A 12,044-nucleotide genomic window follows, 5' to 3' on the forward strand; every position below is an offset into this window, starting at 1 on the left:
GTGGGGCGATCACTCAAGGAAGAATATCGGAACTCGCAGCTAGCAACGGTGAAAAGAGAGTCCACAATGGTCAATTTGATGAAAAAAACAGTCGCTAAAGCGAACGAAAAACGTCGCGGATCGATTTTCGTTGAGTACCTCCTATTGTTGACAATTGTCGGAATTGGCGTCCTGGTCGGACTCGCCACCGTGCGGGTCGCATTAGTGAATGAATTGAACGATCTGGCAAACGCTATCAACGCCATTAACATTTAACACACAACCAACTGAAAACCGTATTCAAAGTCTGAGAGATCTCAGTCACGAATACGATGGCGTTTTCTGGAAAGAGCAATGTGCTCAACTCAGCCTGTCAGTCAGCTGAGTTAATTCTCCATTGGAGTGGATGCTTGTTACGTGTTCGGCAACATGATCGATCGACCTCAGGTCACGAACGAAGCGGTTCAGTGACTCTGGAGTTCATTATTGCGTTCCCGATCGTCTTTATCGCCGGGCTAGCAATTGTCGAATTCTTCTTTCTCATCCTCATCATTGAGGGTGGAGCAACAGCTTTACATGAAGGAACTCGAAGAGCCGCCGAACTATACCCCTCATCGTATCCTCTGGACACTCTTGGTGACGACAACGATATTGCGGATAAGGTTGTCGCAGCCATTAACGAACACTTGAATGTCTACAACATTGAAGTCGTCGATCCAGTGAATGGCTTTGTGACCGATGACCCCAAAAAACAAAACGCGACAGTCGTAATCGAACGAAACGGCATGATGGTGACCCGCCCAGCAGGTGGATCAATGAATCAGTCTGGGGCCGTGATTGGCTGTTCAAGAACGGGTCCACCACCCGATATCGACGAAGTTGTTGTGACGTTGTGCTTTGAGTTCGTAGATTCCGCTAATCCGAGTGGAATCGACGGACCAGTCCCAGACTGGCTCGCGTCATTTGGTTTTTCACTCGCGGGGTCAAAGTTTGAGATGACGTCCAGAGCGAGCTTGGAGTAAGATGCCTGACTGTTACGATTGCTCGTAATAACGGTCACCCACTTCGAACTCAGCAGGCAAAAACCGTCATGGAAGAAGTCTTACAACGATTCACAGCGTGGTTTATTAAGTTCGCTGTTGTTTCCTTTATTGTTTTACTTTCGACACACTTGATCGCCCGATCGATACGCAGCAAGAAGAAACAAAAAAAATCACCTGATCAGACCAGCACTGAAACGGTGAAAAAGACCGAGGCCACCTCTTCAGAAGAGACCTCGTGATTGACCTGAATCATACTCAGAATTGAGGTTTCTCAATGGATACTGTTACCGCCATCGCCACGATCGCTCTTGTCGCCACAGCTGCGCTTTGGGACTTTAGAGAAAACCGCATCCCCAACTGGCTCACACTCTCCGCAATTCCTGTTGGAATTGCCTGGAATACGTGGATGGGGGGATTCGCAGGCTTCCAGATGTCGCTGGCAGGCTTCGCAGTCGGTTTTGGGATTCTGTTTATCCTCTTCGCGACTGGCGGAGGCGGAGGTGGCGACGTCAAGTTGATGGGAGCTTTGGGAGCTTGGGTTGGAGTGCAGACAATTATCACTGTCTTTTTACTCGCAACCGGGATGATTTTCCTACTTCTCGTCTTCAGTGCAATGATGAAAGCCATTTCACAAAATGCGAAAACCGGGAAGCATACCGTCGCGTTTGCACTCCCAGTCTTCGTAGCCACAACTGTGCTGGTTCTTGCGAAAGTCTGCGTGGCTGCGGGTTAATTGCACTCGATATTAGGTGAGTTGCGTTTGAGGGGTCGCCAGTTTCACGCCCTGTATGCAAAGCTGGCGAATGATCGCATTGGTACTGTTCGCTGAGCCTGTCGAGCAACCTTCTTCAAGAACCGCTAACAAAACTTCGGGAATCGTTCTGGTTCACTGAAAATTTGGCACTGATCGGTTCTGGGCGATAATAACACCTTTAGAGCGGTTTGCTCTACCGTGTGCCCGTGAAGAACGCATTTCTCCAGTAAAAATGCTGTTCGCCACGAGGCAGATCCTGCAAACCAATTCGAAAGATGCTTTAATCTTTGTGAGTCAGCACGTTCAGCCGAAATCGGACTGGTCATAGTCGGTTTCCTCGACGATAATTTCGATTAGCGCATTCAGCTTGCGTTCTTTCAGAAACGGAATTCGAGGTCCAAACATGTACCGCTCTTCACTTGTCCTTTGTCTCTGCTGTTCAGCTGTGGTCTTGGCATCACCTTCTGAAGTCTTCAGCCAGAAAAAAGTGGAAAAGCCAAAGGACTACAATCCTTCTGAGAAAAAAATCCCGACGAACCTGCCGACTGCACTGCAGGCAAAGCGTCTATACGGACAATCTCCACAACAGCTTGAGGCTGCCAGCCAGTCAGCCTTCCTAAGGTCACTTATGCCGCTGGAAGACCATCTCCGCTACCTGGCGATGGCCCGTGATGCTCGACTTTCAGGAAGCGATCTCACCCAAAAGCAGAAGATTGAAGCATGGGGACAATATCGGGCCCAAATTGCAGAAATTGTCCCGAGGATGCAGCAGTTCAATCAGCCGGGGGCAACAGGGTGGGCTTCTGAACTTGCCTGGGCGAAGTATGCAATCACCCGAGCCGATCAACGACTCGCAGAGTTGCAGGAGAACTCAGTCCAATTGGCATCGGCAACGAGTGAAGCTCAACAGGCCTCACAACAACTCCTCTCACAAACAGAGTTCGATTATGGACTTGGCATGTCAACACTCTCTGATTTGACTTATGCCAAAGATCGTTACCTTGCAAGCAACGATGCCGATCGGGAGCGTCGCCTGGGAGAGCTTGCAGATGTGAAAGCGATGCAGGAGGTATGGAATCAACGAGGGGCTGGTATTGGTCGCTCTGATAAAATTCTTGAAACAGAGGTCGCACAGAACCTCTTGACATTCCAGGAAACACTGAAGAGTGGCGAGCCGAAAGAAATCGCCGCTCAAATGGCATCGCTTGATAGAGCAAGCCGCCAACATTTTCAGACTTCAGTGAAATACTTCAAAAATGGGACCGCACCACTTCATCAATTAACAAACTCGATACTGCTACGCCAGCGGCTTCAACAACTGCAGCGAGAAGCCCCCGAACTTGCCAATAAAGATTCGAAGAAAGCGTTTCAGGAGGATTGGAACACACTTCAGCAAGCTGCTGCCTCAAAAACGGATCGACGTGGCCGTATTCAAGCCGATCTCCTGGCGATTGATCTTCTGTCAGTGAGCGTCAACAGTGACAAGTAAAGGAAACAAGAAAAGGCCGTGTTAAACTGTAACGCTTTTGACGAATCCTCCGCTTAATCCGATCATTCATGATCACAGATTCCTGTCAATGTTGAGTGCTGTTTTGGTCCGATCAATCTGATAAGAACGGATTGCGTAGGCGACATTAGTTGCTTGTGAGATCTCATAGTTTGAAACTGACCATCTTAATTTGGACAGCCCAACTCCTACTTTTTCACGGGATCAATGTCATGCGATATGCAAAATTGTTTGCAACGACCAGCTTCCTCGCAACCTTCGCAATCATTACGCAACTTAAAGCGCAGGAACTTGCTCCAGCTCCACCTGCGGTTGAAGCTATTCCTGAAACCGAAATCAACGATGTGTCGGTACCAGCACCGATGCCATTACCGGTTTCTGCCGGAGAAGGAACAGAAGTTCCCTCTGGAGAATACAATGAGGCATTTGACGCAACATACAGCGGCGAATACTGTGACACCGGTGCCACCTGCTGCGATACATCCGCCGCATGCTGTGACGCAAATGCTTACCGGTGCTGCTGCTGTGGACATGAGGGCTGCTACATGCCTGGTATTCACTACCGTACGAAAAGCGGTAAACTGAAATGGTGTCGCGTCTGGACAACTGGTGACATGTATCAGCACTATGCATACTACCCCGCACATCACGGATACTACTACTATCGTCCTTACAACTACACTAACGTTCTTGAGCACAAAGAAGTGATCGTGCGACTTGGTGGCGAGCGGAACCATCCTTACTCAGTTGCCTTGTTTGAGCCCATCTACGACAACTACTACCTGACCAATCCAAAAATTGTCGAAGAAACTCCGACCATGGACATGATTCCAGGAGCGTCACTTCTGCCAAACCTTGAAGAACTGCTCCAAAATTAAAACTGCTGGATGAGATTGATTCCCAAAAGGCTGACCACCTGAAAAAGTGGCCAGCCTTTTTTATTGCCTCACCGTAAAATCCATACCCTGGAACTCATTCGGTACATGAATTGCTTAGTCATCAGATGCACACCGCTATGACGCACCAAATTCACTGAAAAGTCAGTGGTTCTGTTCCAGAAACGACTCAGCCTTTCAGTTCTGTTCCAGATAGGAACTGAAGACGCTCGGCCTTTTCTCTGACACTAGATGATGGATATTTTCATGATGCGACTTCGGATTTCAATCGGACTACTCGCGTTGATTCCAATCATGTTTGGAGCGATCTCTGCCGAGCAGGCAATTGTGCAATCCTCGACAGAGCAGAAGTCCGCAGATTCCAACTTGGTACTTGCACAGGGGCCAGTCGCACAACCACAAACCGAAGATGATCGACCGACATTCTTTGATGGAATTAGAGGGATCATTGGTGACTCACCTGCTTTCGACGACAACGATGCAACAGAGAGCCTCGTAGAAAGTTTGAACCGTGCAGAGAAAGCTTACAAAGAGATTCGCCAAAGTAACCGCGAAGCAATCCGCGGCATGAATCGACAAGTTCGTGTCGGCACTGCCAGACAAAGCCCGCACATTGTCGTGATCACAATCCCACAACTTCGCTTTGACCAACTGACATCGATGACTCGTCTTTCTGGAATCCGAAATAGCGGGATGACATTCACGAATTATTACGCACCTGCAGACAACCTCACTTCATCACGATGGAGTTATCTGACGGGAAATCTGGCCGCCAAGTCTCCTGCCGAAGGTCGATTGAACCGAAAAGAATCGCTCGCTGAATCACTCTGGCAAGCAGGCTACGAAACCACCCTGATTGGAACATGGGCCAGCAACCAACACCCTGTTGAACTCGGTTACGATCATTGGACAGGGTTCCCTTCAAGCTCTGGAGTTGTGGCTCGCTACCCTGAGTTCTTCTTTACTCAAACGACTCGTGCAAAAATCATGAGCGACAGTGATTCTGCACAGTCAACGTCTCATCAATTAATTACAGACGAAGTCACGAGTTTCCTAAAGCGTCATCAACGAAGTTCGCGACAGTTTTATTTGCACGTCGGGATTCCCTTTTTGCAGGGAGTGAAATCTGAAGAGAACATACAGGAAGTCGACAACGCAATCGGACAGATTGTCGATTCGCTCAACACTCTCGGCCTGGCGGGCAGGGTCTGTTTGATTGTCACAGGAGAAACCAGCCATCAGATCGCAGCTGATGTTGACAAGAACCTTCCTGTCGTCGATGAGAAACTGACATACTCAAAGTCCGGAACCAATGAAGGGAACTTGCGGACTCCGTTGATTGTCTTCTGGGCTGGTAGAGCGAAACGTGGCAGTGTCAGTGACTTCCCTTGCACTGGGATCGACCTGCTTCCAACCTTGATGAATGTTGCTGCCGCCAGAAAGACTCCGCAAGGAATCGATGGAGTTTCACTCATCTCAGAAATCCAAGGATCTGACCTGGATGTCGAGAGGCTCCTCTATTGGAAAATGAAAGACGGCGATCAGGTCGCACGTCGTGGTCGCTGGAAGGTCATCCTCAGAGAGGGACAGAAGCAACTCGAACTCTATGACTTGGAACGTGACCCGTCTGAATCAACAAATGTTGCGAAGAAGCATCCAGATATCGTCGACAGCTTTGTCGTAGATTCGAAACCGCAACAGCCACTGGATTCACAGACACTGTAGAACACTTACGTGGCTTCCGTGTCCGTGAAACGCGCTCATCACGGACACGGAAGCAAGTTTCAAATTCGGTGCTGAGGGATTTCGGAAGAAAGAAATTTTCCATCCTGCATTCTGAGGAGGCGATCTCCTTCATAGATATACCGATGGTCGTGTGTGACAGTCACAATTGTTGTCCCGAGATCTTTGTTCAACTCACGAAGAATTTCGAAGACTTCATGACCAGTCTCCGTATCAAGTTCTCCTGTTGGTTCATCCGCAAGAATCAACTTCGGTTTCTTTAATATCGCACGTGCGATAGCAACTCGCTGCTGCTCTCCTCCAGAGAGTTCATTTGGACGATGATGAATTCTCGCCCCTAATCCCACTCTCTCTAACAATGCGATTGCTTCGTCTCGTTTTGTTCCTGCTTGACCGGTCGGGATAAACGGTGCCAGAACATTGTCGAGACAGTTCAGCGTTTTGAGCAAATTAAAACTCTGGAAAATAAACCCGATATCTTCGCGGCGTAGCGAATCCAGTCCTGTAGCGGACATCTTCGACAGCGGCTTGTTTTCAATCAGGATTTGCCCCGATGTCGGTTGATCGAGTCCCCCGAGGAGATAAAGCAACGTGCTTTTCCCGCTTCCTGATGGTCCCACGATAAAAACAAACTCTCCCTTATCAATTTCACAACTGATATTGCGAAGAACGTGCGTATCGACTTTGGAACGATGGTAAGTCTTGGTGAGGTCTTTTACCTCGACCAGCCTGAATTGCGTTTCGTTTGAAGGGTTATCATCCACGGCGAATTGACTCCATGGGCGAGAGTCGCGAGGCTCGCCAGGCTGGGTAAAGCCCGCCGATGAGCCCCAGCCCAACGCTGAAAGCCAAACCAAACAGCAGTAGTAAAACTCCAGCGTGCAATTGCAGTCGTCCCGGCCAACCGATGTTCACGATGATCGTCGCCAGCCAGCCGACGAATACACCGATCGCTCCTCCACAAAAACCGATTAATCCACTTTCAAGAGTCATCAATCGGATGATGTTTTGCTGGGACCATCCATTCGCCCGAAGAATACCAAACTCTGTCGTTCGTTCGGTGACGCTCATCATCATCGTGTTGACGATACTCAGCGTCGCGATGGAAACACCGATCGCAGTCATCAAACCTAAAAAGATATTTAAGTCGCCACTGAACTCTGCAATCCTCTTGCCCCAGTCATCCGCTGTTCGAACTTCAATTGGGGATGATGTCGATGCCAGCTTTTCCGCTGCATCCTGTTTCTTCGAAGATGACTCTCTGCCAGCTATGTTTTTCTCTGCAGGACTTTGAAAACTTTGCCCGACCGACTTTACGAACTCAGAGAAGACGTTCGTAGACGCTGGCATCCAGTCGCTTAAATCTCTTCCACGAAAATGATTCTGAATATTCTCTTTCAACGTAATGTCGTCAATCGTCCCATCCGGTTCAACGTAGAAGCAGCCCACAGTCTGTTCATCAATGCGGCCAAGTGACCGGCAAGTTGCGATGTCCATCAGGATGTTGACATCAAGCATTAGCGAACCGGTTTCGTACACTCCAATAATCACGAACTCCACGCCATTAAGAGTGATCGTCTCGCCAACTCCCTTTTGGCTACTTATCGAAATCTCTCGGCTGACGAGGCAGTGATTCGTTGACCGGTCTGTCATTTCGAAAAAACGTCCTTCGACAACATTTTCTCGATAGATGCTCCGTTTCAACTTCAACCGGGATTGAATCTCCATCCCCACGGCAAAGCGTGGTGGATTGATCACCATCTTCGTGTCGAGTTGATTGACTCGGCAAAAGACTTCCGGGTCCACAACTCCTACACCGGGGATCGATTCCAATTCATCCTGCCAACTGGCGGGCAGGGTCGAGAATAACGGGATCGGAGCCCCTTGCTGTTGTACGAGCAGTCCGGGGATTTGATCGAATGTTTGAGAGACCACACGATCAATGCCACCCGCAATTGAAAACAGCCCGACCATTCCGCTAATTGCGACTGCTAACCCCAATACGGACAACGCAGTCCGTAATGGTCGGCTTAGCAAATTTCTTATCGCAAAACGAAACATCAATCCTCGGCGTCATTTCTTGAAAACCGGTCGTGTGTCACTCTGATCTTGCTGACAAGAATAGCAACAATCACTCAGCGCAGCCAGAAATGAGACGCAGTGGAACTTATTGCTCTAACCGGATTACGCTTTCATCGCGTCCTTGTTTGAGCAAGTCAAGAAGATATTCGCCGTAAGCATTTTTTTTCAGCGGCTCAGCGAGCTGAATCAATTCATCATCAGTAATGAACCCAAGTTGCCATGCGATTTCTTCGGGGACACAAATCTTCTGTCCCTGACGCATTTCCACAGCTTCCACAAATCCAGAGGCCTGCAACAATGCTGAAGGTGTTCCGGTATCGAGCCAGGCATAACCCCGCCCCATCATCTCTACATGCAGCCTTTTAGCGTCAAGATAATGCTGATTAACGGATGTGATTTCGAGCTCTCCACGAGCGGACGGCTGCACCGATTTTGCGACCTCGATGACATCATTGTCGTAAAAATAAAGACCGGTAACCGCATAGCGAGACTTCGGAGCTTCTGGCTTCTCGATGATATCGACCGGTTTCCCTTCCCGGTCAAATGAGATAACACCATAACGCTGGGGATCACGAACACGGTACGCGAAGACGGTCGCTCCGGATTTCCGTGACGCGGCACTGATCAACAACTTCTGAAAGTCGTGCCCATAGAAAACATTGTCTCCGAGTACGAGGCAAACAGAATCGGATCCGATGAACTTTTCTCCCAGGATGAAGGCTTCTGCCAGTCCCCGAGGTGCATCCTGCTGCACATATTGAATCGAGATTCCCAGCTGAGAACCGTCGCCGAGGAGTCGTTGATAATTCGGAAGATCCTCTGGAGTACTGATGAGCAGAATCTCGCGAATACCTGAGAGAAGCAAGACGCTCAGCGGATAGTAGACCATCGGCTTGTCATAAATTGGCAGCAATTGCTTACTGATCACCGAAGTCATCGGATGTAGCCGCGTTCCCGCTCCACCGGCTAAAATGATTCCCTTCTTTACAACTTGCTTCATCGCATCCCTATCTTTTCACTTCTACTCAGTACGAACTTTCTCAGTACGAACTATGGACAAACCCAGGACGCTTCCCAGTTTCCCTTTCCTGACTCTTCGGCATTCCAGTAGAACTTAGCTCGCACATTTCCGGATTGTCGCAAAATTACGAGGTCCATTTCCTGAATTCGAGTTGTAATGACTCCAAAATTCGTCTTTCCCTCCTCCGATTCCTCCTCAGATGGAGGAGAATCGGCAAACTCCTTCGGAAAGTTGACGCTCATTTGTTCTTGCTTTGTCCCGGGAGACAAGCTCCCCAAATAGGCTCGGCGGCTGATCAACTTGCTTTGTTCCCATGCCTCATCAACGCGTGGCCCAATGGAACGGACAACACTGGTTCCCCTCAGAGTCAGCTGGACTCGCTCGGCAGGATCCCAAAACAGAACTGAGGTCCTGCAATCTTTGAGAATTTGCTGACACTTCGGAGATCGTAAATCGGTATGCCAAGTCAACGTGCGACTCTCTGGCTCGCAACGCCGAAGGACGAGTGTCCGAAGTTCAGGGCCCTGTTTACTAAGTGAAGCAAATTGAGCAAGAGACCAAGGCTGATCCGGTTCGCCCGCAGAAGATTCGAGGTTGCTCCAAATCTGAGTCGCCAGCTTTTCGAAATCGTCTAATAGATTCACAAATGTTTTCAATTCGAACTCCTTGATACTGGAGAAAAGTCACTGCATCCGTTGCTTCATGACCTTTTCAACTTCCGCCAACTGTTCTTGAGTATTCACACCCATCGCTTCGGCGATATCTAAACGGCACGCCGCAGCGACCGTCTTTCCACGTGTCCGGAGAATCTCAGCGCAATCGGTGAGATAATACTCTCCTTGAACATTATTAGGTTTCACGTCATCGAGCGCTGAAACCAGTGATGGTCCATCAAATGCAAAACATCCGGTGTTGATCTCAGTAATTTTCTTTTCATCCTCCGAGGCATCTTTCTCTTCCACGATGCGTAAGAACCGTTGCTGCTCGTCCCGGACTATTCGGCCAAGCCCTTTGTTGTTCTCAGTCTTCGCTGTCCCCACAACGCATGCGGCCTGCAGCTGGTTCATTTCATCAATGAGTGCAGAAAGAGATTCCCCACGGAGCAGGGGAGTATCCCCGGTGAGCACGAGGACCGGCCCTTCATGACCAGCCAAGTGTTCGCGGCAACACATCACCGCGTGACCAGTTCCAAGTTGCTCTTCCTGAAGAGCGAAGTGGACATCTTCCTGATGTTCAAGGGCCGCTTGAACTTCTTCGGCTTTGTGTCCCACAACGACGACAATTTTCTTGGCGCCAGCTGCTCGCGCTGCAATAAGCACATGGTCCACCATTGAGCGCCCGCAAACTTCATGAAGAACTTTCGGCAATTCTGACTTCATCCGCTGACTTTTCCCAGCCGCCAAAACAACCGCCATCACATCTGACATTAACAACTCCCATACCTTTTGAATATGAAATAAATATGAACCAATAGTCTGAATCAACAGAGTCGAGAAGACACCGTACTTATGCCAATAAATCGTCGACAACATGACCGTGAACGTCAGTCAATCGATAATCACGGCCCTGAAATCGATACGTCAAGCGGGTGTGATCGAAGCCGAGCTGGTTCATGATTGTCGCTTGAAGATCATGAACATGGACTTTGTTCTCAGTCACGAAATACCCAAATTCGTCGGTCTCTCCGTATGTCATTCCCGGTTTGATTCCACCTCCAGCCATGAAGATTGTGAAGCAGTGAGGATGGTGATCTCGCCCAAGAAACTTCGAGCCATTGCGTTCTTCGTTGAGTGGTGTCCGCCCAAACTCTCCACTCCACACAACCAGCGTTTCATCCAGTAAACCGCGGTCTTTCAAATCGGCGATCAGCGCAGCGACCGCTTGATCCATAGGCTGACAGCGACCAGGAAGTGAATCTTTAATATCATTCCCCTTCGAATTTCCATGGAAATCCCAGCCCCAATCGAAGAGTTGCACGTGCCGCACTCCCTGCTCAACAAGCCGACGTGCCAGCAAACAATTGTTTCCGAAACTCGCTTCGCCGGGTTTTGCACCGTAGGCCTCTTGAACATGTTTGGGCTCGGCATTCAGATCCATCACTTCCGGGACAGACATCTGCATTCGAAATGCGAGTTCATATTGAGCGATACGGGTCAACGTTTCCGGACTTCCAAATTGCTGAGCCTGAAGCTCGTTGAGCTGACGAATTGAGTCAATCGTCAATTCTCGAGTGCTCCGATCCATTCCTTCCGGGTTGCTGACGTAAAGCACCGGGTCACCTTTCGAGCGACATTGAACACCCTGGTACACCGAAGGTAAAAACCCGCTGCCCCAGGCATTCTTTCCGGCACTTGGAGAAGTTCCCCCAGAAATCAGAACAACAAATCCGGGCAGGTTTTCATTTTCCGCCCCTAGTCCGTATGTCACCCACGAACCCATTGATGGTCGCCCCTGACGAGGCGAACCGGTATAGAGGAGTAGCTGCGCGGGAGCATGGTTGAACTGGTCGGTGTACATCGATTTGACGAAGCAGAGATCGTCTGCCTGTTCAGAAATCTTGGGAAGCAGGTCTGAAATCCAAGCTCCACTTTCCCCACGCTGAGAGAAATGATGTGGTGTCCCCAAGAGCTTGGGCGTTCCTTTAATGAACGCAAACCGTTCTCCCTGTGTTAGCTCCTCAGGGCAGGGCTGGCCAGTCATCTCGACAAGTTTTGGCTTATAGTCGAAGAGATCATGCTGGGGTGGCGAGCCAGCCATGTGCAGATAAATGATGTTCTTCGCTTTGGCTGCAAAGTGCGGTTGCCTTGGAGCCAATGGATTAACACGAGTCTGAGCGGTTGCCGAGTCCGCGCCCAATAAGCCAGCGAGTGCAATTCCTCCCAAGCCAGCCGTACTCTCTTTGAGAAAGTGCCGTCTGGTTAACTGCTCAAGTTGTGCGAAATGTACCGACTGTCTCGACATCGTTCTGCTCCGGTTGGGTCTTACAGAACACTATTGTAGCAGATTGATCTGATACTCT

Annotated in this window: 12 protein-coding genes; 6 read left to right on the plus strand and 6 right to left on the minus strand. The window is 49.4% G+C overall.

Annotated features, from left to right (window positions below):
- Positions 1-78: 78 nt before the first annotated feature.
- The 6 genes from ACN0YR_RS01775 (at position 79) to ACN0YR_RS01800 (ending at position 5,904) form a co-directional block, all read left to right on the plus strand.
- Positions 79-255 carry a hypothetical protein gene (locus ACN0YR_RS01775; RefSeq protein ID WP_417847488.1) on the plus strand — a complete coding sequence of 59 codons (177 nt, stop codon included), beginning with the start codon at positions 79-81 and terminating at the stop codon, positions 253-255.
- Between the two features lie 56 nt (positions 256-311).
- Positions 312-1,001 (plus strand): TadE/TadG family type IV pilus assembly protein, encoded by a 690-nt coding sequence (locus ACN0YR_RS01780; protein WP_417847489.1) that lies wholly within the window; start codon positions 312-314, stop codon positions 999-1,001.
- Between the two features lie 295 nt (positions 1,002-1,296).
- Positions 1,297-1,755: an A24 family peptidase gene (locus tag ACN0YR_RS01785; protein ID WP_417847490.1), complete on the plus strand. Its 459-nt coding sequence runs from the start codon at positions 1,297-1,299 to the stop codon at positions 1,753-1,755.
- A gap of 424 nt (positions 1,756-2,179) precedes the next feature.
- Positions 2,180-3,265, plus strand: a complete 1,086-nt coding sequence (locus ACN0YR_RS01790) for a hypothetical protein (protein WP_417847491.1) — start codon at positions 2,180-2,182, stop codon at positions 3,263-3,265.
- Positions 3,266-3,495: 230 nt separating this feature from the next.
- Positions 3,496-4,161, plus strand: a complete 666-nt coding sequence (locus ACN0YR_RS01795; protein ID WP_417847492.1) for a hypothetical protein — start codon at positions 3,496-3,498, stop codon at positions 4,159-4,161.
- Between the two features lie 264 nt (positions 4,162-4,425).
- Entirely contained in the window at positions 4,426-5,904 is a 1,479-nt protein-coding gene (locus ACN0YR_RS01800; RefSeq protein ID WP_417847493.1) for a sulfatase-like hydrolase/transferase, read from the plus strand.
- 59 nt (positions 5,905-5,963) lie between these two features.
- On the opposite strand, the gene ACN0YR_RS01805 is transcribed toward ACN0YR_RS01800, so the two are convergent.
- From ACN0YR_RS01805 to ACN0YR_RS01830, 6 genes are all read right to left on the minus strand, one after another.
- A complete protein-coding gene (locus ACN0YR_RS01805) occupies positions 5,964-6,686 on the minus strand; it encodes an ABC transporter ATP-binding protein (RefSeq protein ID WP_417847494.1) in 723 nt (240 codons plus the stop codon).
- Entirely contained in the window at positions 6,679-7,983 is a 1,305-nt protein-coding gene (locus tag ACN0YR_RS01810; protein WP_417847495.1) for an ABC transporter permease, read from the minus strand. Before ACN0YR_RS01810 ends, ACN0YR_RS01805 begins: the two co-directional genes overlap by 8 nt.
- A gap of 106 nt (positions 7,984-8,089) precedes the next feature.
- Positions 8,090-9,004: a glucose-1-phosphate thymidylyltransferase RfbA gene (gene rfbA / locus ACN0YR_RS01815; RefSeq protein ID WP_417847496.1), complete on the minus strand. Its 915-nt coding sequence runs from the start codon at positions 9,002-9,004 to the stop codon at positions 8,090-8,092.
- Between the two features lie 50 nt (positions 9,005-9,054).
- Positions 9,055-9,681 carry a pyridoxamine 5'-phosphate oxidase family protein gene (locus ACN0YR_RS01820; protein WP_417847497.1) on the minus strand — a complete coding sequence of 209 codons (627 nt, stop codon included), beginning with the start codon at positions 9,679-9,681 and terminating at the stop codon, positions 9,055-9,057.
- Positions 9,682-9,708: 27 nt separating this feature from the next.
- A complete protein-coding gene (locus tag ACN0YR_RS01825) occupies positions 9,709-10,452 on the minus strand; it encodes an NTP transferase domain-containing protein (RefSeq protein ID WP_417847498.1) in 744 nt (247 codons plus the stop codon).
- A gap of 79 nt (positions 10,453-10,531) precedes the next feature.
- A complete protein-coding gene (locus ACN0YR_RS01830) occupies positions 10,532-11,986 on the minus strand; it encodes a DUF1501 domain-containing protein (RefSeq protein WP_417847499.1) in 1,455 nt (484 codons plus the stop codon).
- Positions 11,987-12,044: the final 58 nt, after the last annotated feature.

This window comes from Thalassoglobus sp., assembly GCF_048270125.1.
Lineage (GTDB): Bacteria > Planctomycetota > Planctomycetia > Planctomycetales > Planctomycetaceae > Thalassoglobus.

Bases quoted from the DNA above. Each gene is read 5' to 3' on its own strand.
- ACN0YR_RS01825 (WP_417847498.1), bottom strand. From the start codon at position 10,452: ATGTCAGATGTGATGGCGGTTGTTTTGGCGGCTGGGAAAAGTCAGCGG.
- ACN0YR_RS01775 (WP_417847488.1), top strand. From the start codon at position 79: ATGAAAAAAACAGTCGCTAAAGCGAACGAAAAACGTCGCGGATCGATT.
- ACN0YR_RS01800 (WP_417847493.1), top strand. From the start codon at position 4,426: ATGATGCGACTTCGGATTTCAATCGGACTACTCGCGTTGATTCCAATC.
- ACN0YR_RS01830 (WP_417847499.1), bottom strand. From the start codon at position 11,986: ATGTCGAGACAGTCGGTACATTTCGCACAACTTGAGCAGTTAACCAGA.
- ACN0YR_RS01785 (WP_417847490.1), top strand. From the start codon at position 1,297: ATGGATACTGTTACCGCCATCGCCACGATCGCTCTTGTCGCCACAGCT.
- ACN0YR_RS01780 (WP_417847489.1), top strand. From the start codon at position 312: ATGGCGTTTTCTGGAAAGAGCAATGTGCTCAACTCAGCCTGTCAGTCA.
- ACN0YR_RS01810 (WP_417847495.1), bottom strand. From the start codon at position 7,983: ATGTTTCGTTTTGCGATAAGAAATTTGCTAAGCCGACCATTACGGACT.
- ACN0YR_RS01795 (WP_417847492.1), top strand. From the start codon at position 3,496: ATGCGATATGCAAAATTGTTTGCAACGACCAGCTTCCTCGCAACCTTC.
- ACN0YR_RS01790 (WP_417847491.1), top strand. From the start codon at position 2,180: ATGTACCGCTCTTCACTTGTCCTTTGTCTCTGCTGTTCAGCTGTGGTC.
- rfbA (WP_417847496.1), bottom strand. From the start codon at position 9,004: ATGAAGCAAGTTGTAAAGAAGGGAATCATTTTAGCCGGTGGAGCGGGA.